Origin of the sequence: Streptomyces sp. NPDC127177, assembly GCF_042672475.1 — a bacterium.
In the GTDB taxonomy this organism is placed as follows: domain Bacteria; phylum Actinomycetota; class Actinomycetes; order Streptomycetales; family Streptomycetaceae; genus Streptomyces.
In genome coordinates, this window is sequence record NZ_JBHXUW010000041.1 from 1 (window position 1) to 21,828 (window position 21,828).

Consider the following 21,828-nt stretch of genomic DNA (forward strand, 5'->3'; position numbering starts at 1 on the left):
GGTGGGTTGTTTATTTTGTTTATTTGCCACTCCTTTGGGGCGGGGCTTTTCGCCTGGGTGGGGGTGGGGTGGGTTGTCCACCACTAACCCCCCCAAAACTGGGGCCGGGGCCCCCCCTGCCCCCCGCGCCCGACTGCACGAGTACTGCGGGGTTCGCTCTCAGCCCTCGTCGGACTTCTTGAGCGCCTCCATGGCCCGCTCGGTCACATCGGTGACCTTGCCGAGCGCGGAGATGGTGACCACCAGGTCCTGAGCCCTGTAGTAGTCGATGATCGGCTCGGTCTGCGTGTGGTAGACCTCGAGCCGGGTGCGGACCGTCTCTTCGCTGTCGTCGTCGCGCTGGTACAGCTCGCCGCCGCAGGTGTCGCAGACACCCTCGGTCTTCGGCGGGTTGTACGTCACGTGGAACACGTGCGCGCTCTCGTTGCGGCAGACGCGGCGGCCCGCGATCCGCTTCACGACCTCGTCCTCGGGGACTTCGAGGTCGAGTACCGCGTCCAGCTTTACGCCCTCGTCCTTGAGCATCACATCAAGGGCTTCGGCCTGACCCACGTTGCGCGGGAAGCCGTCGAGCAGGAAGCCGTTGACCGCGTCCGACTGGGACATACGGTCCTTGGCCATCCCGATCGTGACCTCGTCCGGCACCAGCTGTCCCGCGTCCATGTAGGCGCGGGCCTGCTTGCCAAGGTCAGTGCCCTGGCTGATGTTGGCGCGGAAGAGGTCGCCCGTGGAGATGTGCGGAATCGACAGGTTCTTGGCAAGGTACGCAGCCTGCGTTCCCTTGCCGGCACCCGGCGGGCCGACGAGGACGATTCGCATCAGCGGAGGAACCCTTCGTAATTGCGCTGCTGGAGCTGACTCTCAATCTGCTTCACGGTCTCCAGACCCACACCCACGATGATCAGGATGCTCGTCCCGCCGAACGGGAAGTTCTGGTTGGCGCCACCGAAGCCTGCCAACGCCATCGTTGGCACAAGAGCGATCAGACCCAGGTACAGCGAGCCCGGCCAAGTGATCCTGTTGAGCACGTAGCTCAGGTACTCGGCAGTAGGTCGACCAGCCCGGATACCCGGAATGAAGCCACCATACTTCTTCATGTTGTCGGCGACTTCCTCGGGGTTGAACGAAATCGCCACATAGAAGAAGGCGAAGAAGACGATCAACAGGAAGTACGCGGTGATGTAGTACGGGTGGTCACCCTTGACGAAGTGGTCCTTGATCCAGGTCGCCCAGCCCGCGGTGGAGTTGGAGAACTGGACGATCAGGGCCGGGATGTAGAGCAGCGAAGAAGCGAAGATGACGGGGATCACACCCGCCTGGTTGACCTTCAGCGGGATGTAGGTGGACGTACCACCGTAGGACCTGCGGCCGATCATGCGCTTCGCGTACTGCACCGGGATACGGCGCTGGGCCTGCTCGACGAAGACCACGAGGGCCACCATCACGAAGCCGATCAGGATGACGGTGCCGAACTCGATCCAGCCGTCCGCGAGCTTGCCGCTCGTCTTGATGGCCCACAGGGCGCCGGGGAAGCTGGCCGCGATCGAGATGAACATCAGGATCGACATGCCGTTGCCGATGCCGCGGTCGGTGATGAGCTCACCGAGCCACATCACGCAGGCGGTGCCGGCGGTCATCGTGGTGACCATGACGATGGTCGTGAAGATGGAGTGGTTCGGGACGATCTGGTCGGCGACGGGGCAGCCGCTGAACAGCGCGCCGCTGGTGGCCGTGGCCACCAGACCGGTGCCCTGCAGGATGGCGAGTGCGACCGTCAGATAACGCGTGTACTGCGTGATCTTTGCCTGGCCGGACTGCCCCTCCTTCTTGAGCGCCTCGAGTCGGGGGATCACCACGGTCAGCAGCTGAAGAATGATGCTGGCCGTGATGTACGGCATGATGCCGAGCGCGAAGATCGTGATCTGCAGCAGTGCACCACCGCTGAACATGTTCACCAGGCCGAAGAGGCTGTTGTTGCCCTTGCTTGCCTGATCAACACAGGTCTGGACGTTCTCGTAGCTCACTCCCGGGACCGGGATGTGTGCCCCGAGCCGGTAGAGCACGATGATGCCGAGCGTGAAGAACAGCTTCTTGCGCAGGTCGGGCGTCTTGAACGCCCGGGCGAACGCGGTGAGCACGGTGCCTCCTGCGACCCCCGCGCGATGCGTAGAGGTGACGGTCTTGAGGATCGACGAATACGTAATAGTCAAAGGTCCCTGGACGTCTGCGCCCAGGGGTTACCACAGCAACGGAGGCCACCTTACCGGCGTACATGCCCCCCTAGGAACGACCAACCGGGGATGCCCCATATGAGAGGCATCCCCGGTCGGATGTTCAGTCCACCGAACTGTCCGAGTTGCCTCAGACGAGCTCAGTGACGGTGCCGCCCGCAGCGGCGATCTTCTCCTTGGCGGAGCCGGAGACGGCGTCAACCGAAACCTGCAGCGCCACGGAGATCTCGCCCTGTCCGAGGACCTTGACGAGGTGGTTGTTGCGCACCGCGCCCTTGGCGACCAGATCGGCCACCGTGACCTCTCCACCCTCGGGGTAGAGCGTCGCGAGCTTGTCCAGGTTCACGACCTGGTACTCGGTGCGGAACGGGTTCTTGAAGCCCTTGAGCTTCGGGAGACGCATGTGGAGGGGCATCTGCCCACCCTCGAAGCGCTCCGGAACCTGGTAGCGGGCCTTGGTGCCCTTGGTGCCACGTCCGGCGGTCTTACCCTTGGACGCCTCGCCTCGACCCACACGGGTCTTGGCGGTCTTGGCGCCCGGGGCAGGCCGGAGGTCGTGGGCCTTCAGCGGCTGGTTCTCCGCCATGTCAGTCGACCTCCTCGACCGTCACGAGGTGGCGGACGGTGTTAGCCATTCCGCGGAACTCGGGGCGGTCCTCCTTGACAACCACGTCGTGCAGGCGCTTGAGCCCGAGCGAACGCAGGGTGTCGCGGTGGTTCTGCTTGCTGCCGATGTACGACTTGGTCTGCGTGATCTTGAGGCGAGCCATCACACACCCGCCGCTCGGGCACGGAGCAGAGCGGCCGGGGCCACGTCCTCGAGGGGCAGACCACGGCGAGCCGCGATCTCCTCGGGACGCTGCAGGCCCTGAAGGGCAGCCACCGTCGCGTGCACGATGTTGATCGGGTTCGAAGAACCGAGCGACTTCGACAGGATGTCGTGAACGCCCGCGCACTCCAGAACGGCGCGCACCGGGCCACCGGCGATCACACCGGTACCGGGGGAAGCAGGCTTGAGCAGGACAACGCCCGCAGCCTTCTCGCCCTGGATCGGGTGCGGGATGGTGCCCTGGATACGCGGAACCTTGAAGAAGCTCTTCTTGGCCTCTTCAACGCCCTTGGCGATGGCCGCGGGAACTTCCTTGGCCTTGCCGTATCCGACACCGACGCTGCCGTCACCGTCGCCCACCACGACCAGCGCGGTGAAGCTGAAGCGACGACCACCCTTCACGACCTTGGCGACACGGTTGATCGCGACGACGCGCTCGACGTACGCGGTCTTCTCGGCCGCAGCACCGTCACGGCCCTTCCGGTCCCGCCGCTCGCCGCCACCGGCACCGCTTCCGCGGCGCTGGGGTCCAGCCATTGGAATTACCTCTCTCTGTTACGTCCGCTGTGCGTAGGAACCGGGGCTTAGAACTTCAGCCCGGCTTCACGGGCGGCGTCAGCCAGAGCGGCAATCCGCCCGGCGTACTGGTTACCACCGCGGTCAAACACGACGGCCTCGACGCCTGCGGCCTTGGCGCGCTCGGCGACCAGGGCCCCGACCTGCTTGGCGAGGGCACTCTTGTCACCCTCGACGCCGCGGATGGATGCGTCCAGCGTCGACGCCGACGCGAGCGTGTGGCCCGCGATGTCGTCGATGACCTGCGCGACCATGTGGCGGTTCGAACGCGTCACAACCAAGCGCGGACGCTCGGGCGAACCGGAGATGTGCTTCCGGACGCGGATGTGGCGGCGCTTGAGGGCGGCACGCTTGTAGGCGTCGCCCTTGGCAATCTTTACACCGTATGCCATGGCTTACTTACCCGCCTTTCCGACCTTGCGGCGGATAACCTCGCCGGCGTACTTGACGCCCTTGGCCTTGTACGGGTCGGGCTTCCGCAGCTTGCGGATCTTCGCCGAAACCTCGCCGACCTTCTGCTTGTCGATGCCCTCGACGGTGAACTTCGTCGGGGACTCGACCTTGAAGGTGATGCCTTCGGGGGCCTCGATGAGGATCGGGTGGCTGTAACCCAGGGCGAACTCCAGGTTGGAGCCCTTCGCCTGGACTCGGTAACCGACACCGCTGATCTCGAGCGCCTTGATGTATCCCGTGGTCACGCCGGTGATCATGTTCGCCACCAGCGTGCGGGACAGGCCGTGAAGGGCCTTGTTCTGACGCTCGTCGTTCGGGCGGACGACGTTCAGGACGCCGTCCTCACCCTTGGTGACCTCGATCGGCGCGGCAACGGTGTGCGAGAGGGAACCCTTGGGGCCCTTCACCGCGACCGTGCGGCCATCGATGGTGACGTCCACACCGGCGGGAACCTGGATGGGGAGCTTGCCGATTCGCGACATGAGCTTTTCCTCCGTTCCCGACTACCAGACGTAGGCGAGGACTTCCCCACCTACGCCCTTCTTGCTGGCCTGCTGGCCGGTCAGGAGACCGTGGGACGTGGAGATGATCGCCACGCCCAGGCCGCCCAGAACCTTCGGCAGATTGGTGGACTTTGCGTATACACGCAGACCCGGCTTCGAAATACGCTTGATGCCGGCGATCGAACGCTCGCGGTTCGGACCGAACTTCAGGTCGAGAACGAGGCTCTTGCCGACCTCGGCGTCCTCGACCTTCCAGCCGGTGATGAAGCCCTCCTGCTGGAGGATCTCCGCGATGTGCGACTTGATCTTGCTGTGCGGCATCTTGACGTCGTCGTGATACGCCGAGTTCGCGTTACGCAGACGCGTGAGCATGTCTGCGATGGGATCAGTCATGGTCATGAGTTGGCCTTCGGCCTCTCTCGCCGGGGTTTCCTGTATGCGCCATCCCTCTCCCCACTCAGTGGCGGGACGGGTGCGGTGCGGGGACCTACGGCGTAGTAAGTCGGTCTTGGGCGGCAGGCGCCCAACCACACAAGCCTACGGCATGTGGGGCCGGGCTCCTGCCGACCAGATACTTACCGAGAGCTTCCGGATAATCCCAACGCCCAAAGGGCGAAGGAGGATTACCAGGAGCTCTTGGTCACGCCCGGCAGCTCGCCACGGTGAGCCATCTCACGAAGGCACACGCGGCACAGGCCGAACTTGCGGTAGACGGAGTGGGGCCGGCCGCAGCGCTGGCAGCGGGTGTACCCGCGGACGCCGAACTTCGGCTTGCGGGCGGCCTTAGCGATCAGGGACTTCTTCGCCACGGTCAGTTCTCCTTGAACGGGAAGCCGAGGTGACGAAGGAGGGCACGACCCTCGTCGTCATTGGTCGCCGTGGTGACCACGGTGATGTCCATGCCCCGGACCCGGTCGATCTTGTCCTGGTCGATCTCGTGGAACATGACCTGCTCCGTGAGACCGAAGGTGTAGTTGCCACGGCCGTCGAACTGCTTCGGCGACAGGCCACGGAAGTCACGGATACGCGGAAGCGCGAGCGACAGCGTACGGTCCAGGAACTCCCACATGCGGTCACCACGGAGGGTGACGTGGCAGCCGATCGGCTGCCCCTCGCGCAGCTTGAACTGCGCGATCGACTTGCGGGCCTTGGTGACGGCCGGCTTCTGGCCGGTGATCGTGGTGAGGTCGCGCACGGCGCCATCGATCAGCTTGGAGTCGCGGGCGGCGTCGCCCACACCCATGTTGACCACGATCTTGACCAGGCCGGGGATCTGCATGACGTTCTCGTAGGAGAACTCCTCACGCAGCTTGCCGGCGATTTCCTCGCGGTAGCGCGTCTTGAGACGCGGCGCTGTGGTGGTAGTCATCAGATGTCCTCACCGGTGCGCTTGGCAACGCGGATCTTGTTGCCCTCGTCGTCAAAGCGGTAGCCGACGCGAGTAACGACCTTGTTGCCGTCCTTCTCAACAACCAGCTGCACGTTGCTGACGTGGACGGGGGCCTCGGTCGTCACAATGCCACCGGTCTGCGAACCGCGAGCGGTCTGACCGGCCTTCGTGTGCTTCTTGACCCGGTTGACACCCTCGACGAGGACGCGGTCCTGAGCGGGGTAGGCAACGATGACCTTGCCCTGCTTGCCCTTGTCCTTACCGGTGATGACCTGAACCAGGTCGCCCTTCTTGATCTTCATGCTTACAGCACCTCCGGCGCGAGCGAGATGATCTTCATGAACTTCTTCTCGCGCAGCTCACGGCCCACCGGGCCGAAGATACGGGTGCCGCGGGGGTCGCCGTCGTTCTTCAGAATGACGGCGGCGTTCTCGTCGAAGCGGATGTACGAGCCATCCTGACGACGACGCTCCTTGACGGTGCGAACGATGACGGCCTTGACGACGTCACCCTTCTTCACGTTGCCACCGGGGATCGCGTCCTTGACGGTGGCGACGATGACGTCACCGATGCCCGCGTAGCGGCGACCCGAGCCACCGAGAACACGGATGGTGAGAATTTCCTTCGCACCCGTGTTGTCGGCGACGCGAAGTCGCGACTCCTGCTGGATCACGTCTATCTCCTGATCGTCTGCCGGTTCCCGGTGGGGAGCTCCGTAAGTGACTTACGAAGGCTCCCCACCGAGCCTGGCGGAACCTGCCTGAGGGGAATGCCCCTCAGGAATTACTTGGCCTTCTCGAGGATCTCGACGACGCGCCACCGCTTCGTGGCGGACAGCGGCCGGGTCTCCATGAGGATGACACGGTCGCCGACGCCGGCGGCGTTCTGCTCGTCGTGAGCCTTGAGCTTGTTCGTACGGCGGATGACCTTGCCGTACAGCGCGTGCTTGACGCGGTCCTCGACAGCGACGACGACGGTCTTGTCCATCTTGTCGCTGACGACCAGACCCTCACGGGTCTTACGGAAACCGCGGTCAGTGTTCGTCTCAGTCACAGTCTTCTCGCTCATCAGACGCTCTCCACCGTCTCGATGCCGAGCTCGCGCTCGCGCATCAGGGTGTAGATCCGGGCGATGTCCTTACGGACGGACTTGAGCCGGCCGTGGTTCTCGAGCTGTCCGGTCGCCGCCTGGAAGCGGAGGTTGAACAGCTCTTCCTTGGCCTCGCGGAGCTTGTTGAGGAGCTCCTCGTTGCCCAGCTCGCGCAGCTCGGACGCCTTGGTACCGGCCGACATCACGACTCACCTGCCTCGCGCCGAACGATCCGGCACTTCATCGGAAGCTTGTGAGCAGCGCGGGTGAGCGCCTCACGAGCAATCTTCTCGTTCGGGTAGGACAGCTCGAACATCACCCGACCCGGCTTGACGTTCGCGATCCACCACTCGGGAGAACCCTTACCGGAACCCATGCGGGTCTCGGCAGGCTTCTTCGTCAGGGGACGGTCCGGGTAGATGTTGATCCAGACCTTGCCGCCACGCTTGATGTGACGGGTCATCGCGATACGAGCGGACTCGATCTGACGGTTCGTCACGTACGCCGGGGTCAGCGCCTGGATGCCGTACTCGCCGAACGCAACCTGCGTGCCACCCTTGGACATACCGCTGCGCTTCGGGTGGTGCTGCTTGCGGTGCTTGACCCTACGGGGGATCAGCATTTCGGTCAGGCCTCCGTTCCGGTGCTCTCAGCAGCCGGAGCAGCGGCGGGCGCCTCGGCCTTGGGGGCCTCGGCGGCCGGAGCCGACTGCTGCGGCTTGCGGCCGCGACCGCCACGCTCGCCACCACGGCCACCGCGGCCGGCCGGACGGTCAGCGCCGCCACGGGCCGGGCGGTTGCCCGCACGGGCAGCAGCGTTCTCGGCGCGGACCTCGGCGATGTTCTTGACGTCGCCCTTGTAGATCCAGACCTTCACGCCGATGCGGCCGAAGGTCGTCTTGGCCTCGAAGAAGCCGTAGTCGACGTTCGCGCGGAGCGTGTGCAGGGGCACGCGGCCCTCGCGGTAGAACTCCGAGCGGGACATCTCGGCGCCGCCGAGACGACCGCCGCACTGGATCTTGATGCCCTTGGCGCCGGCCTTCATCGTGCTCTGCATGCTCTTGCGCATGGCACGACGGAAGGAGACGCGGGAGGAGAGCTGCTCGGCGACGGCCTGGGCCACCAGCTGAGCGTCCACCTCGGGGTTCTTGACCTCGAGGATGTTCAGCTGGACCTGCTTGCCGGTCAGCTTCTCCAGCTCGCCACGGATGCGGTCGGCCTCGGCGCCGCGGCGGCCGATGACGATGCCCGGGCGGGCGGTGTGGATGTCAACGCGGACGCGGTCGCGGGTGCGCTCGATCTCTACCTTCGAGATGCCGGCCCGCTCCATGCCCTTCGTCATCATGCGACGAATGGCGACGTCTTCCTTGACGTAGTCCTTGTACAGCTTGTCGGCGTACCAACGGGACTTGAAGTCCGTGGTAATGCCGAGCCGGAACCCATGCGGGTTAACCTTCTGGCCCATTACCGGGTTCCTTCCTTGCTGCTGACGACCACGGTGATGTGGCTGGTCCGCTTACGGATCCGGTAGGCACGGCCCTGAGCACGCGGACGGAACCGCTTCAGGGTCGGACCCTCGTCCACAAACGCCTCGCTGATGACCAGCGAAGAAGCGTCGGGGTGGTCGTAGTTGTGTGCAGCGTTGGCGATGGCGCTGTCAAGCACCTTGCCAACCGGCACGCTCGCGGCCTGCGGGGCGAAACGCAGGACCGCCTGAGCCTCCGTGGCATCCATGCCACGGATGAGGTCCACCACTCGGCGGGCCTTCATGGGCGTGACGCGGATGTACCGCGCCTGGGCCCTGGCTTCCATGGTTGTCCCTTCGGTGTGAGTCATAGTCGTTTCCACCCCGCGCTAGCGGCGCTTCGACTTCCGGTCGTCCTTGACGTGGCCGCGGAAGGTGCGAGTCGGCGAGAACTCGCCGAGCTTGTGGCCGACCATCGACTCGGTGACGAACACCGGGACGTGGATCTTGCCGTTGTGCACCGCGATGGTGTGACCCAGCATGGCCGGGATGATCATCGAGCGACGGGACCAGGTCTTGATGACGTTCTTGGTGCCAGCTTCGTTCTGGACGTCCACCTTCTTGACGAGGTGGCCGTCGACGAAGGGCCCCTTCTTGAGACTGCGCGGCATCTAAACCCGCTCCTAGCGCTTCTTGTTCGTCTTGCGGCGGCGGACGATGTACTTGCTCGATGCCTTCTTCGGCGAGCGAGTACGACCCTCCTTCTGACCCCACGGCGAGACCGGGTGACGTCCACCGGAGGTCTTGCCTTCACCACCACCGTGCGGGTGGTCGACCGGGTTCATCGCAACACCGCGGACGGACGGGCGAACGCCCTTCCAGCGCATGCGACCGGCCTTGCCCCAGTTGATGTTCGACTGCTCGGCGTTGCCGACCTCACCGATCGTGGCGCGGCAGCGGGCGTCGACCAGGCGGATCTCACCCGACGGCATACGAAGGTGGGCCATGGTGCCCTCCTTCGCCAGCAGCTGCACGGAGGCACCCGCGGAACGGGCGAACTTCGCGCCGCCGCCGGGCCGCAGCTCGATGGCGTGGATGGTCGTACCGACCGGGATGTTGCGCAGCGCCAGGTTGTTACCGGGCTTGATGTCGGCGGCCGGGCCGTTCTCGACACGGTCGCCCTGCGTCAGGCCGCGCGGCGCGATGATGTAGCGCTTCTCGCCGTCGGCGTAGTGCAGGAGCGCGATGCGCGCGGTGCGGTTCGGGTCGTACTCGATGTGCGCGACCTTGGCCGGCACGCCGTCCTTGTCGTGACGACGGAAGTCGATCACGCGGTAGGCGCGCTTGTGGCCACCACCCTGGTGGCGAACGGTCACACGACCGGTGTTGTTACGGCCGCCCTTGCTGTGCAGGGGGCGGACCAGCGACTTCTCCGGCGTGGACCGCGTGATCTCGACAAAGTCGGCGACGCTGGAGCCACGACGGCCCGGGGTCGTCGGCTTGTACTTGCGGATACCCATTTCTCAGTCCTCGTCCGATTCCGGACGACTCGACCTCCGTTAGGAGGTCGGGCCGCCGAAGATGTCGATTCGGTCGCCCTCAGCGAGGGTCACGATGGCGCGCTTGGTGTCAGCGCGCTTGCCGAAACCGGTCTTGGTGCGCTTGCGCTTACCCTGCCGGTTGATCGTGTTGACCCCGGTGACCTTGACCGAGAAGACCGCTTCCACGGCCTGCTTGATCTGGGTCTTGTTGGAGCCGGGCGCGACGATGAACGTGTACTTGTTCTCGTCGAGCAGCGCGTAGCTCTTCTCCGAAACAACCGGCTTGACGAGAACGTCACGCGGGTCGGAGTAGGTCTTGCTGGTAACGGTCGCCTCACTCATCAGGCGTCGCTCCCTTCGGTCTCAGCGGTCTGGGGGCCAGACACGAAGGACTCGAAAGCGGCCTGGGTGAAGACCACGTCGTCAGAGACGATCACGTCGTACGTGTTCAGCTGGCCCGGGTCCAGGATGTGCACCTGGGGCAGGTTGCGAGCGGAGAGCCACGCGGCCTCGTCGCTGCGGTCGACGACCAGGAGCACGTTCTTGCGCTCCGAGATCTTGCCGAACAGCGTCTTGGCGGCCTTCGTGGAGACCGCAGCACCCTCGACCACGCCGGTGACGACGTGGATGCGGGAGTGGCGCGCCCGGTCGGAGAGGGCACCGCGCAGGGCGGCGGCCTTCATCTTCTTGGGGGTGCGCTGCGAGTAGTCACGCGGCTGCGGGCCGTGGACGACGCCACCGCCGACGAACTGCGGCGCGCGGGTCGAACCCTGACGCGCACGGCCGGTGCCCTTCTGGCGGTAAGGCTTGCGCCCACCACCGCGGACCTCGCCGCGACGCTTGGTCTTGTGCGTGCCCTGACGGGCAGCTGCCAGCTGTGCGACAACGACCTGGTGGATCAGCGGAACGCTGGTCTTCGCGTCGAAGATCTCCGCGGGGAGCTCGACGGTACCGGCCTTGTCGCCTGCCGGCGAAAGGATGTCAATGGTGCTCATTACCTCAAGCCCCCTTGGCCGCGGTACGGACCAGGACGAGGCCGCCGTTCGGACCGGGGACCGCGCCCTTGATGAGGAGCAGACCCTTCTCCGCGTCAACCGCGTGGATGGTCAGGTTCTGGGTGGTGACGCGCTCGTTGCCCATCCGGCCGGCCATGCGCATGCCCTTGAAGACACGCCCAGGGGTGGCGCAGCCACCGATCGAACCGGGGGAACGGTGCTTGCGCTGGACGCCGTGTCCGGCGCCGAGGCCCTTGAAGTTGTGACGCTTCATGACACCGGCGAAGCCCTTGCCCTTGCTCTTGCCCGTGACGTCAACCTTGACGCCGGACTCGAACACCTCGGCAGTGACCTCCTGGCCCAGCGTGTACTCGCTGGCGTCAGGGGTGCGGAGCTCCACCAGGTGGCGGCGCGGGGTGACGTCGGCCTTGGCGAAGTGGCCCTTGAGGGGCTTGTTCACCTTGCGCGGGTCGATCTCGCCGAAGGCGATCTGGACCGACTCGTAGCCGTCGCTGTCGTTCGTACGAACCTGCGTCACGACGCACGGCCCGGCCTTGACGACGGTCACCGGGACAACCCGGTTGTTCTCGTCCCAGACCTGGGTCATGCCGAGCTTCTCGCCCAGGACGCCCTTGATGTTCTTGCTCATCTCGGCCCGTCCCCTCAGAGCTTGATCTCGATGTCGACGCCAGCCGGCAGGTCGAGGCGCATCAGCGAGTCAACCGTCTTCGGCGTGGGGTCGAGAATGTCGATGAGGCGCTTGTGCGTGCGCATCTCGAAGTGCTCGCGAGAGTCCTTGTACTTGTGCGGCGACTTGATGACGCAGTACACGTTCTTCTCAGTGGGCAGCGGCACCGGGCCCGCGACCGACGCACCAGTGCGGGTCACCGTCTCGACGATCTTCTTCGCCGAGGAGTCGATGACCTCGTGGTCGTAGGCCTTGAGCCGGATGCGGATCTTCTGTCCCGCCATGGCTACTAGTAGTCCTGTCTCTCGTAACGCTCTGGAACCCGGGGATCTGATTACTCCGCCTCCGACCCACGCGGTCGGGCGTGTCGCATCCCCTCTACGAAAATCTCCCGAAAGAGATCCCAACCAAGGGGGTGCGGGCCTGAGACCGCGGATGCCGGGGGAGGAACCCCACCGGGTGCCTGGCCGGTGCCACACATACGCTTCCCGAAAGATTCCCGTACGTCCGGCCCAAAGGGCCGACGAGTACTGTGGGACTCGCTTCCGGTCCTCCCGGCGGGAGGCGCGCAGCATTGACACTCAACCGAGCAACCTGGTCAGTGTGCCATACGGGGTATGAGCCTGGCCAATCGGGCGGAGGATCTTACCCCCCGGGGTCCGATGGTCAAACGCGGGCACGCATCGGCGACGCCCGTTCGCCTCCCCCGCACCGTAATTCGGTCGAGCGCCGCGACGCACCGCCCCTACAGTGACCGGCCGGGAAAGGCATCGGCACCGGGGGCAGAGATCATGCGTACGCACTATCCGCGGACCCCGCACCTGCCCTGGTCGCCGGGGGCCGCATCGGACGACGTACGGATCACGGACCTCGCCGCGCTCAGCGGCTCGCAGGTCGTCGTCACCGAGAAGCTGGACGGCGAGAACACCACGCTGTACGCCGACGGACTGCACGCCCGGTCCCCCGACTCCGCGCACCACCCGTCCCGGGCCCGGGTCAAGGCACTCCAGGGGCGCGTCGGCCCCCGCGTCCCCGCGGGTTGGCGGATCTGCGGCGAGAACGTGTTCGCCCGCCATTCGATCCCGTACGACGAACTGGCGGGCCACTTCTACGGCTTCTCCGTCTGGGACGGGGACACCTGCCTGGCCTGGGACGAGACCGTGGCCTTCCTCCGGGACCTGGGCATCCCGACGCCGCCCGTGCTGTGGCGCGGGGTGTTCGACGCCCGCGCGGAGCGGACACTGCGGGCGCTGCGGCTGGACACCGGCCGCCAGGAGGGTTACGTCGTACGGCCCGCCGGGGAGTTCCCGGCCGCCGCGTTCGGCCGCCGGGTCGCCAAGTGGGTACGGCCCGGCCACGTCCGTACGGACACCCACTGGATGCACGCGGCGGTCGTGGAGAACACGCTCGGACCGGCCGCCGCCCTGTGGGACGTGCGCTCGGGCGCCCCGGTGGACCCCGGCGCACTCGCCGCCGCCGTGGGGAGCGCCCCGGGCGACGCACCGGCCGCCCGCAGGACCGCCGACGCCCTGGACGTACTCGGCCGCACTGGTGACGACCGGCTGACCGGAGTGCTCGCCGCCCTGCTGCACGGCACCCGCCGGGCCGCGCTGGCACCGGCACTCGCGGGCCCGCTCGGCATGCCGCTCGCCCGCCGCACCGCGGACCTCGCGGGCCTGGCACCCCTGCTGCACCGCCCCCACCCGGACGAGGAGCGCCGCGGCGGACTGGTGCGGATGTCGTGGGCCGCCGGCCTGCCGGTGCTGCACGCGGTGGCCTCCGGTCTCGCCACCACCCCGGACGCCCGCGAACAGGTGGAGTGGTCGCAGCTGCACGCCCAGGAGGCGGCCGAACCGGACGGGCTCCAGGAGGAGTTCGCCGGTCTGGAGCCCGACGCGGCCGACCGCTGCCGCGCCCAGGCCCGGGAGGCCTACGCGCTGGGCCGGATCAGCACCGCGCAGGAGGCCACCGCCGCGACCTGGCGGTGGCGGTCCGGCGACTTCCCGCGCCTGGTCCACCTGGCCGGCCCGTCGGGCAGCGGCAAGAGCACCTTCGGCCGCGGACTGTCCGGCACCGACACCTACGTCTCCCTCGACGACCTGCGGCGGGCGCGCGGCTCCCGCGCCGACCAGAGCGCCAACGGCGACGTACTGCGCGAGGGCCTGCGGCGGCTGGACGAAGCACTGGTCCCCGGCGCCACCGTGGTCTGGGACGCCACCTCGCTCAACGTGCACCAGCGCTCCCAGGTGCACGCGGTCGCCCGCCACCGGGACGCGCTGGTCACCCATGCCGTGGCGTGGATCGGCGAGGAGGAGCTCACCGCGCGCAACGGGCGGCGGGAGCACCCCGTGCCCCCGGAGGTGCTGGCCTCGCAGCTGCGCCGGTTCGTGCCGCCGTACCCCGGCCAGGCGCACCGCACCTGGTACATCGGCACCAGCACCACCGTGGAGGACCGGACCTGATGCGTACGAGCGAGGAGATCTACCACCGGGTCCGCTGGGACGCCAGGTTCGACCCGGCGCGCTTCGTGCTGGGCGTCGCCCAGCGCGGCCGGGACCCCAAGCGCGTACCGCTGGACCGGTTCACCCCGGGCGGGGACATCCCCTGGCACCGGGTGCTGTTCTTCGAGGCGGACGGCGAGACGGTGTGGGACCGGTCCACCGGCACCGACCGGATCGACGCGACGGACGCGGGACGAGTGCGGAGCCCGCGCCGCCTGCCGTCCCCCTACTTCACCTCCCGCGTTCCGAACGCCTTCTCCCCTTCCACGGGCACCTGGGAACCGGCGGCGGCCGGGTCCCCCGCCCCGTCCCCCGGTCTGACCGTCCTCACCTGGAACACCCTCTGGGACCGTTACGACAGCGACCGCATCGACACCGCCCGGCGCCGGCCCCTGCTGCTCGACGCCCTGCGCGCGGCGGACGCGGACGTCATCGCGCTCCAGGAGGCGGAGCCCGCGCTGCTGGATCTGCTGCTGGGCTCCGGCTGGGTGCGCGACGGATACGTCGTCGCGAGCGAACCGTTGGGCCGGGACGTACCGGACTACGGCCTGCTGCTGCTCAGCCGACTGCCCGTGCGCGAGGCGGGGCTGCACTCCCTCGGCCCGCACAAGGCCGTCGCGGCCGCGGTCGTGGACACGGCCGGGGGCCCCGTCACGGTGGCCGTGACCCACCTCAGCAGCGACCACTCCCCCGAGGGCGCCGTCCGCCGGGACGCCGAACTCGCCGAGCTGGCAACGGGGCTGGCCGGCGTCGAGGGTGAGTTGCTGCTCGTCGGCGACTTCAACGACGGCGGCGACCGCCCGCAGAGCCGGCTCACGATGGCGGACGCCTGGCACGAGGTGCACGGCCCCACGGACCGGACCGCGACCTTCGATCCGTCCGTCAACCCGCTGGCCGCCGTCTCCTCACTGTCGGGGCGCGTCTCCCGGCTGGACCGGGTGCTGCTGCGCACGGAGAGGCTGCGGGCCCGGAACGCCGCGCTCACCGGCGCTGCGCCGGGCGCGGAGGGGCTGTACATCTCCGATCACTTCGGCGTACGGGTGGAGCTCGGCATGGCCGGAGCCCTGCCGGAACGCCACGGCACCGACGCCGACGCCGATCGCCTCGCGGAGCGGGTCCCCGCGGAGGCAGGGCCGCCCCCCGCACCGGCCGACGCGGACCGCCTCGTGGAACGGGTCGCGGCCGCCCTGCCCGGCGCCCGGGTCCACCTCGTCGGCTCCCGGCGCATGGGCTGCGCACTGCCCGGCGCGGACGTGGACCTGGTGGCGGCGCTGCCCGGCCCGTCCGATCCGGCGGGGCTGCGGCGGCGGCTCGTCGCCGCGTTCCCCGGCGCCCGGGATCTGCGGGAGGTGACCGGCGCCCGGGTACCGGGCCTGCGCTGGCGCATGGACGGGACCGGTGTCGATCTGGCCGCCGTCGCGACCGGTGCGCTCTCCCCCGACGAGGCCGTGGCCCGCCGCACCGGGCTCGGCGACGCGGCGGCCGTCGCGCTGAGCGCGGTGAGCGATGCCGACGCGGTGCTCGCGGCGGCGGACCCCCACCGGCCGGCCTTCAAGGTCCTGGCCCGCGACATCAAGGCATGGGCGCTGGCGCGCGGCCTGGACTCCGCCCCCTGCGGCACACTGCCGGGACTGGCCTGGACCGTACTCGCGGCGCGTACCGCCCACGAGTCGGGCGCCCTGCCGGCCCTGCCGCTGCTCCGGCACTTCTTCGCGACCTGGGCGGCATGGGACTGGCGCGATGCGGTCGGCCCGGCCCCGGCCACCGGCGCCCCCGTCACCGTGCTGACCCCGACCGACCCCGGCGCCCCCGTCACCGTGCTGACCCCGACCGACCCCGCGCGCTCCTGCACCACGCAGGTCTCCCCCGCCGGCCGCGATCTCCTCACCGCCGAACTCTTCCGTGCCTGGGAGATCCTGGATTCCGCCCCGGACGGGTCCGACCCGCGCCCCCTGCTGTGCGCACCGCCCGTGCTGCGCGAAGGCCACCCACGCTGGGCCCTCGCCTCCGTACCCACCGGTCCGGACGACGAGGGCAGACTCCGCGGTCGGCTGCTGGCCCTGCTCGCCGCCCTCGCCGAGGCGGGCGCAGCCGACGCCCGCGTCTGGCCGCGCCCGAACACGGCCGGCGGTCGCACGGGATACGCGATCGGCCTGGGCGCGTCCCCGCCCGACGGGCCCCGGCTGGCGGAGATCGGGGCGGAGCTGCTGCGCGGGATCCGGGACGCGTCGCTGGCGCCGGTGGACCCGTCCACTCTCCGGTCGGCCGGGGGTCCGGCCTTCGCCCTCTGAGAGACTCCCGCCATGTCTGTACGTACCACCCAGGTGTGGTCCCTGCGGCCCGCCACCCCCGCGGACCTCGATGCCACGGCCGAACTCCGGGCCGTCGTGATGCGCCCGGACCTGGTCCGTCTCGGCCGCTACGACGAGGAGCGGGTGCGGCAGCGGCTGCGCGACTCCTACGAATCCGACTACACCTCGGTGATCGTCGTCGACGGCCGCTTCGCCGGCAGTGTCACGCTGCGGCCCTTCGAGGACGGCTGGTGTCTGGAGAGCTTCTTCCTCGACGAGGCGCTCCAGGGGCGGGGCATCGGCTCGGCCGTGCTGAGCAGCCTGCTGGACCGTACGGACGCGGAAGGCGTGCCGGTCCGCCTCAATGTGCTCCAGGGCAGTGCGGCCCGGCGGCTGTACGAGCGGCACGGGTTCACGACCGAGCGTGAGGACCCCGTGGACGTCTTCATGGTGCGGCCCGCCAGGGGGTAGCCGGGCCGGCACGGCGGCGAGCCGAGGGCTTGGAGCAACCGCCATGCCCGCCCGGGCCATCGCCTCCCGTCACGGCGCGACCCCGTCCGACCACAGAAGATCCGACCACAGAAGAAGGGCCCCGTCCCACCGCTTGCGCGGCGGGACGGGGCCCTTCCAGGTGCTCTGTGCGGAGCTACCAGGTCAGACTCTCAAGTACTTACTTGAGAATCTTGGTGACCTGGCCGGCGCCCACGGTCCGGCCACCCTCACGGATGGCGAACTTCAGGCCCTCTTCCATGGCGACCGGCTGGATCAGCGCGACGTCCATGAGGGTGTTGTCACCCGGCATGACCATCTCGGTGCCCTCGGGAAGGGTCACAACGCCCGTAACGTCCGTGGTACGGAAGTAGAACTGCGGGCGGTAGTTGTTGAAGAAGGGGGTGTGACGGCCACCCTCGTCCTTCGACAGGATGTAGGCCTGGGCCTGGAACTCGGTGTGCGGCGTGACCGAACCGGGCTTGATGATGACCTGGCCGCGCTCGACGTCCTCGCGCTTGATGCCACGGAGGAGCAGACCGACGTTCTCACCGGCCTGGCCCTCGTCGAGCAGCTTGCGGAACATCTCGATGCCGGTGACCGTGGTGGTGGTCTTCTCGGTCTTGATACCGACGATGTCGACGGTCTCGTTGACCTTCAGGACACCACGCTCGATACGACCGGTGACGACGGTGCCACGACCGGTGATCGTGAAGACGTCCTCGATCGGCATGAGGAACGGCTTCTCGACGTCACGCTCGGGCTGCGGGATGGACTCGTCGACGGCCTTCATCAGGTCGAGGACGGTGTTGCCCCACTCCTTGTCACCCTCAAGAGCCTTGAGCGCCGAGACCTTGACGACCGGAAGGTCGTCGCCCGGGAACTCGTACTCGGAGAGGAGCTCACGGACCTCGAGCTCGACGAGCTCCAGGATCTCCTCGTCGTCCACCATGTCGGCCTTGTTCAGGGCGACGACGATGTACGGAACGCCGACCTGGCGGGCCAGGAGCACGTGCTCCTTGGTCTGCGGCATCGGGCCGTCGGTCGCGGCGACGACGAGGATGGCGCCGTCCATCTGCGCCGCACCCGTGATCATGTTCTTGATGTAGTCGGCGTGACCCGGGCAGTCGACGTGCGCGTAGTGACGCGACTCCGTCTGGTACTCGACGTGCGCGATCGAGATGGTGATACCGCGCTGGCGCTCCTCGGGAGCCTTGTCGATCTGGTCGAAGGCCGAGGCCTCGTTCAGGTCCGGGTACGCGTCGTGAAGCACCTTGGTAATGGCGGCCGTGAGGGTCGTCTTACCGTGGTCGATGTGACCGATGGTGCCGATGTTGACGTGCGGCTTAGTCCGCTCGAACTTTGCCTTCGCCACTGGGTCCTCCTGCGGAGTGGTTCTGTACGCCTTGCTTCATCGGCGCCAGGTGATCTTTGCTGGGATGCCGGGTCCCGGGGGCATTCGCCACGGCGCTTGCGCGCCGCGCCGAATGCCTCACCGGGCTCCGGTGACAAGCCTAAAGCGTGAGCTCGGGAGAGTTACTCGCCCTTGGCCTTCGCGATGATCTCCTCGGCGACGTTCCGCGGAACCTCGGCGTAGGAGTCGAACTGCATCGAGTAGCTTGCGCGACCCGAGGTCTTGCTGCGGAGGTCTCCGACGTAGCCGAACATCTCCGAGAGGGGCACGAGGCCCTTCACGACGCGAGCGCCGTGGCGCTCCTCCATGGCCTGGATCTGGCCACGGCGGGAGTTGAGGTCGCCGATCACATCGCCCATGTAGTCCTCGGGCGTGGTGACCTCGACCGACATCATCGGCTCGAGGAGCACGGGGGACGCCCTGCGGGCACCCTCCTTGAACGCCTGCGAACCGGCGATCTTGAACGCGAGCTCGGACGAGTCGACCTCGTGGTAACCACCGTCGAGAAGGGTGACGCGGACGCCGACCATCTCGTAACCGGCCAGGATGCCGAACTGCATGGCTTCCTGAGCACCCGCGTCCACCGAGGGAATGTACTCACGGGGGATGCGGCCACCGGTGACCTTGTTGACGAACTCGTACGAGGCGTCGCCGCCCTCGATGGGCTCGATGGCGATCTGCACCTTCGCGAACTGGCCGGTACCACCAGTCTGCTTCTTGTGCGTGTAGTCGATGCGCTCGACGGTCTTGCGGATCGTCTCGCGGTACGCGACCTGCGGCTTGCCGACGTTCGCCTCGACGCGGAACTCGCGCTTCATGCGGTCGACGAGCACCTCGAGGTGAAGCTCGCCCATACCACCGATGATGGTCTGGCCGGTCTCCTCGTCGGAGTGCACCTGGAAGGACGGGTCCTCCTCGGAGAGGCGCTGGATGGCAACACCCAGCTTCTCCTGGTCGCCCTTGGACTTCGGCTCGATGGCGACCTCGATGACCGGCGCCGGGAAGTCCATGGACTCCAGGATCACCGGTGCCTTGTCGTCACAGAGCGTCTCACCGGTCGTGGTCTGCTTGAGACCCATGACGGCGATGATGTCGCCCGCGCCCACCGACGCGATCTCCTCACGCTTGTTCGCGTGCATGCGGTAGATCTTGCCGATGCGCTCCTTCTTGCCCTTGACCGAGTTCAGCACCGCGGTGCCGGCCACGAGGCGACCGGAGTAGATCCGGACGAAGGTGAGCTTGCCCAGGTGCGGGTCGCTCGCGATCTTGAACGCCAGGCCGGAGAACGGCTCGTCGTCCGAGGGGCGGCGCTCGATGACCTTCTCCGGGTCCTTGACGTCGTGGCCTTCGATGGCCTCGACGTCCAGGGGGGAAGGCAGGTAGCGCACGACCGCGTCGAGCAGGGGCTGAACGCCCTTGTTCTTGAACGCGGTGCCACAGAACACCGGGGTGACGGTGACCGAGTCGGCACTGCCCTTCGACGCCAGCGTGATCCGACGGATCGCCTCGTGCAGCTGCTCCTCGGTGGGCTCGGTGCCCTCCAGGTACAGCTCCATCATGGCGTCGTCGTTCTCGGCCACGGCCTCAAGGAGCTTGCCGCGCCATTCCTCGGCGGCCTCCTTGTGGGTGTCCGGGATCTCGACGGTGTCGTACATCTCGCCCTTGGCGGCCTCTTCGGGCCACACGAAGGCCTTCATCGACACGAGGTCGACGACGCCCTTGAAGTCGGCCTCGGCGCCGATGGGGAGCTGCATGACGAGCGGGACAGCGCCGAGGCGCTGAACGATCATGTCGACACAGCGGTGGAACTCGGCACCGGTGCGGTCGAGCTTGTTGACGAAGCAGATACGCGGCACGCCGTAGCGGTCCGCCTGACGCCAGACGGTCTCGGACTGCGGCTCGACGCCGGCCACACCGTCGAACACGGTGACGGCACCGTCGAGGACGCGGAGCGAACGCTCCACCTCGACGGTGAAGTCGACGTGACCGGGGGTGTCGATGATGTTGATGGTGTGGTCAACATCATTGAGCGGCCAGTGACAGGTCGTCGCGGCCGACGTGATCGTGATGCCGCGCTCCTGCTCCTGCTCCATCCAGTCCATCGTGGCAGCGCCGTCGTGGACTTCACCGATCTTGTAGCTCACACCGGTGTAGAAGAGGATCCGCTCGGTGGTGGTCGTCTTCCCCGCGTCGATGTGGGCCATGATCCCGATGTTGCGGACCTTGGCCAGGTCAAGCGAAGTGGTGGCCATAAGGCTCAATCTTCTCTCGGTCTCGATGGGGTGAGCGACTACCAGCGGTAGTGCGCGAAGGCCTTGTTCGACTCGGCCATCTTGTGGGTGTCCTCGCGCTTCTTGACGGCAGCGCCAAGACCGTTGGAGGCGTCGAGCAGCTCGTTCATGAGCCGCTCGGTCATCGTCTTCTCGCGGCGGGCGCGGGAGTAACCGACGACCCAGCGCAGCGCGAGGGTGGCGGCACGACCGGGCTTGACCTCGATCGGCACCTGGTAGGTGGCGCCACCGACACGGCGGGACTTGACCTCGAGCGAGGGCTTGACGTTCTCAAGCGCGCGCTTCAGCGTGATGACCGGGTCAGCGCCGGTCTTCTCGCGGAGGCCTTCCATGGCGCCGTACACGATCCGCTCGGCGGTGGAACGCTTGCCGTTGAGCAGGATCTTGTTGATCAGCGAGGTGACAAGAGGAGAACCATAGACCGGGTCAATGATGACCGGGCGCTTCGGGGCGGGGCCCTTACGAGGCATTCTTACTTCTCCTTCTTGGCGCCGTAGCGGCTGCGGGCCTGCTTGCGGTTCTTGACACCCTGGGTGTCAAGGGAGCCGCGGATGATCTTGTAACGAACACCCGGCAGGTCCTTCACACGGCCACCACGCACGAGCACGATGGAGTGCTCCTGCAGGTTGTGTCCCTCACCCGGGATGTAGGCCGTGACCTCGATGCCGGAGGTCAGACGCACACGTGCGACCTTCCGGAGCGCGGAGTTCGGCTTCTTCGGGGTGGTCGTGAACACACGCGTGCAGACGCCGCGGCGCTGGGGAGAACCCTCGAGCGCGGGCGTCTTGTTCTTCTCGACCTTGTCCTGCCGGCCCTTCCGGACCAGCTGCTGAATCGTAGGCACTACTTCTCCGGTTTCTGTGTGCCGTCGGTGAAACTAACCTGGAACATCGCCGACCCACGCGGTCGGGTGTGTCGAATGCTGCGGGCCACTGCCCTGAGGCGGTGAATGCGCAGATCACGGTGGCCAAAGACGGGCTCGCCGTGCGGTTGAGGACACGCACACGAGCCCAGGCACACCCCAGGCACAAGGTCTGAGCGTACCTACCTCATCGACTCCGGTCAAAACAAGTGCTGTCCAAC

At 67.4% G+C, this 21,828-nt stretch carries 30 protein-coding genes; 3 read left to right on the forward strand and 27 right to left on the reverse strand.

From position 1 onward, the window contains the following. Positions 1–159: 159 nt before the first annotated feature. The 23 genes from ACFVJX_RS24160 to rpsJ all read right to left on the reverse strand — a co-directional run bounded on the left by ACFVJX_RS24160 (position 160) and on the right by rpsJ (position 12,043). Complete coding sequence (locus ACFVJX_RS24160; RefSeq protein WP_384123296.1) at positions 160–819, reverse strand: adenylate kinase; 660 nt, start codon at positions 817–819, stop codon at positions 160–162. Further along, the gene (gene secY, locus ACFVJX_RS24165; protein WP_384123298.1) at positions 819–2,138 is read right to left on the reverse strand and encodes a preprotein translocase subunit SecY; all 1,320 of its coding nucleotides are present in this window, start codon (positions 2,136–2,138) and stop codon (positions 819–821) included. Before secY ends, ACFVJX_RS24160 begins: the two co-directional genes overlap by 1 nt. Before the next feature lie 223 nt (positions 2,139–2,361). Further along, positions 2,362–2,817 carry a 50S ribosomal protein L15 gene (gene rplO, locus ACFVJX_RS24170; protein WP_123461069.1) on the reverse strand — a complete coding sequence of 152 codons (456 nt, stop codon included), beginning with the start codon at positions 2,815–2,817 and terminating at the stop codon, positions 2,362–2,364. A gap of 1 nt (position 2,818) precedes the next feature. Next, the gene (gene rpmD, locus ACFVJX_RS24175) at positions 2,819–3,001 is read right to left on the reverse strand and encodes a 50S ribosomal protein L30 (protein ID WP_024491595.1); all 183 of its coding nucleotides are present in this window, start codon (positions 2,999–3,001) and stop codon (positions 2,819–2,821) included. After that, entirely contained in the window at positions 3,001–3,597 is a 597-nt protein-coding gene (gene rpsE, locus ACFVJX_RS24180) for a 30S ribosomal protein S5 (protein WP_384123300.1), read from the reverse strand. Before rpsE ends, rpmD begins: the two co-directional genes overlap by 1 nt. A 47-nt stretch (positions 3,598–3,644) precedes the next feature. Beyond that, positions 3,645–4,028, reverse strand: a complete 384-nt coding sequence (rplR, locus tag ACFVJX_RS24185; RefSeq protein ID WP_024491593.1) for a 50S ribosomal protein L18 — start codon at positions 4,026–4,028, stop codon at positions 3,645–3,647. Between the two features lie 3 nt (positions 4,029–4,031). Beyond that, the gene (gene rplF, locus ACFVJX_RS24190; protein WP_311303763.1) at positions 4,032–4,571 is read right to left on the reverse strand and encodes a 50S ribosomal protein L6; all 540 of its coding nucleotides are present in this window, start codon (positions 4,569–4,571) and stop codon (positions 4,032–4,034) included. 21 nt (positions 4,572–4,592) lie between these two features. Further along, positions 4,593–4,991 carry a 30S ribosomal protein S8 gene (gene rpsH, locus ACFVJX_RS24195; protein ID WP_024491591.1) on the reverse strand — a complete coding sequence of 133 codons (399 nt, stop codon included), beginning with the start codon at positions 4,989–4,991 and terminating at the stop codon, positions 4,593–4,595. A 224-nt stretch (positions 4,992–5,215) separates the two neighbouring features. Beyond that, positions 5,216–5,401, reverse strand: coding sequence for a type Z 30S ribosomal protein S14 (locus tag ACFVJX_RS24200; RefSeq protein WP_024491590.1), 186 nt, complete (start codon positions 5,399–5,401; stop codon positions 5,216–5,218). A 2-nt stretch (positions 5,402–5,403) separates the two neighbouring features. Continuing rightward, positions 5,404–5,961: a 50S ribosomal protein L5 gene (gene rplE / locus ACFVJX_RS24205; protein WP_018550615.1), complete on the reverse strand. Its 558-nt coding sequence runs from the start codon at positions 5,959–5,961 to the stop codon at positions 5,404–5,406. Continuing rightward, complete coding sequence (gene rplX, locus ACFVJX_RS24210; RefSeq protein WP_018550616.1) at positions 5,961–6,284, reverse strand: 50S ribosomal protein L24; 324 nt, start codon at positions 6,282–6,284, stop codon at positions 5,961–5,963. Before rplX ends, rplE begins: the two co-directional genes overlap by 1 nt. A 2-nt stretch (positions 6,285–6,286) precedes the next feature. Next, on the reverse strand, positions 6,287–6,655 hold the full coding sequence (gene rplN / locus ACFVJX_RS24215; RefSeq protein WP_003966950.1) for a 50S ribosomal protein L14: 369 nt from the start codon (positions 6,653–6,655) through the stop codon (positions 6,287–6,289). Positions 6,656–6,765: 110 nt separating this feature from the next. Next, a complete protein-coding gene (rpsQ, locus tag ACFVJX_RS24220) occupies positions 6,766–7,050 on the reverse strand; it encodes a 30S ribosomal protein S17 (RefSeq protein WP_024494977.1) in 285 nt (94 codons plus the stop codon). Next, entirely contained in the window at positions 7,050–7,274 is a 225-nt protein-coding gene (gene rpmC, locus ACFVJX_RS24225) for a 50S ribosomal protein L29 (RefSeq protein WP_014047786.1), read from the reverse strand. Before rpmC ends, rpsQ begins: the two co-directional genes overlap by 1 nt. Next, positions 7,274–7,693 (reverse strand): 50S ribosomal protein L16, encoded by a 420-nt coding sequence (rplP, locus tag ACFVJX_RS24230; protein WP_003966953.1) that lies wholly within the window; start codon positions 7,691–7,693, stop codon positions 7,274–7,276. The genes rpmC and rplP overlap by 1 nt, the downstream gene beginning before the upstream one ends. A 5-nt stretch (positions 7,694–7,698) precedes the next feature. Beyond that, positions 7,699–8,535 carry a 30S ribosomal protein S3 gene (gene rpsC / locus ACFVJX_RS24235; protein ID WP_250968190.1) on the reverse strand — a complete coding sequence of 279 codons (837 nt, stop codon included), beginning with the start codon at positions 8,533–8,535 and terminating at the stop codon, positions 7,699–7,701. After that, a complete protein-coding gene (gene rplV / locus ACFVJX_RS24240) occupies positions 8,535–8,882 on the reverse strand; it encodes a 50S ribosomal protein L22 (RefSeq protein ID WP_073733141.1) in 348 nt (115 codons plus the stop codon). The genes rpsC and rplV overlap by 1 nt, the downstream gene beginning before the upstream one ends. Positions 8,883–8,924: 42 nt before the next feature. Then, complete coding sequence (gene rpsS / locus ACFVJX_RS24245) at positions 8,925–9,206, reverse strand: 30S ribosomal protein S19 (RefSeq protein WP_015610726.1); 282 nt, start codon at positions 9,204–9,206, stop codon at positions 8,925–8,927. Between the two features lie 12 nt (positions 9,207–9,218). Beyond that, positions 9,219–10,055 carry a 50S ribosomal protein L2 gene (gene rplB, locus ACFVJX_RS24250; protein ID WP_145765090.1) on the reverse strand — a complete coding sequence of 279 codons (837 nt, stop codon included), beginning with the start codon at positions 10,053–10,055 and terminating at the stop codon, positions 9,219–9,221. 39 nt (positions 10,056–10,094) lie between these two features. Then, positions 10,095–10,418 (reverse strand): 50S ribosomal protein L23, encoded by a 324-nt coding sequence (gene rplW / locus ACFVJX_RS24255; protein ID WP_014154589.1) that lies wholly within the window; start codon positions 10,416–10,418, stop codon positions 10,095–10,097. Next, complete coding sequence (rplD, locus tag ACFVJX_RS24260; RefSeq protein ID WP_250968191.1) at positions 10,418–11,071, reverse strand: 50S ribosomal protein L4; 654 nt, start codon at positions 11,069–11,071, stop codon at positions 10,418–10,420. Before rplD ends, rplW begins: the two co-directional genes overlap by 1 nt. A gap of 4 nt (positions 11,072–11,075) precedes the next feature. Next, positions 11,076–11,720: a 50S ribosomal protein L3 gene (gene rplC, locus ACFVJX_RS24265; protein ID WP_014154591.1), complete on the reverse strand. Its 645-nt coding sequence runs from the start codon at positions 11,718–11,720 to the stop codon at positions 11,076–11,078. Between the two features lie 14 nt (positions 11,721–11,734). Further along, positions 11,735–12,043: a 30S ribosomal protein S10 gene (gene rpsJ / locus ACFVJX_RS24270; RefSeq protein WP_003948644.1), complete on the reverse strand. Its 309-nt coding sequence runs from the start codon at positions 12,041–12,043 to the stop codon at positions 11,735–11,737. A gap of 507 nt (positions 12,044–12,550) precedes the next feature. Here rpsJ and ACFVJX_RS24275 point away from each other — a divergent pair. From ACFVJX_RS24275 to ACFVJX_RS24285, 3 genes are read left to right on the forward strand one after another with little or no spacing between them, the layout of a single operon-like run. Then, complete coding sequence (locus ACFVJX_RS24275) at positions 12,551–14,221, forward strand: RNA ligase family protein (RefSeq protein WP_384123305.1); 1,671 nt, start codon at positions 12,551–12,553, stop codon at positions 14,219–14,221. After that, a complete protein-coding gene (locus ACFVJX_RS24280; RefSeq protein ID WP_384123307.1) occupies positions 14,221–16,551 on the forward strand; it encodes a poly(A) polymerase in 2,331 nt (776 codons plus the stop codon). Before ACFVJX_RS24275 ends, ACFVJX_RS24280 begins: the two co-directional genes overlap by 1 nt. A 12-nt stretch (positions 16,552–16,563) precedes the next feature. Further along, entirely contained in the window at positions 16,564–17,022 is a 459-nt protein-coding gene (locus ACFVJX_RS24285; RefSeq protein ID WP_384123309.1) for a GNAT family N-acetyltransferase, read from the forward strand. Between the two features lie 199 nt (positions 17,023–17,221). Here the strand turns inward: ACFVJX_RS24285 and tuf are convergent, their stop codons facing one another. From tuf to rpsL, 4 genes are all read right to left on the reverse strand, one after another. Then, on the reverse strand, positions 17,222–18,415 hold the full coding sequence (gene tuf / locus ACFVJX_RS24290; protein ID WP_384123310.1) for an elongation factor Tu: 1,194 nt from the start codon (positions 18,413–18,415) through the stop codon (positions 17,222–17,224). A 161-nt stretch (positions 18,416–18,576) separates the two neighbouring features. Beyond that, positions 18,577–20,706, reverse strand: coding sequence for an elongation factor G (gene fusA / locus ACFVJX_RS24295; RefSeq protein ID WP_384123312.1), 2,130 nt, complete (start codon positions 20,704–20,706; stop codon positions 18,577–18,579). Positions 20,707–20,744: 38 nt separating this feature from the next. Then, entirely contained in the window at positions 20,745–21,215 is a 471-nt protein-coding gene (rpsG, locus tag ACFVJX_RS24300; RefSeq protein WP_014047773.1) for a 30S ribosomal protein S7, read from the reverse strand. Between the two features lie 2 nt (positions 21,216–21,217). Next, positions 21,218–21,589 (reverse strand): 30S ribosomal protein S12, encoded by a 372-nt coding sequence (rpsL, locus tag ACFVJX_RS24305; RefSeq protein WP_003948652.1) that lies wholly within the window; start codon positions 21,587–21,589, stop codon positions 21,218–21,220. Positions 21,590–21,828: the final 239 nt, after the last annotated feature.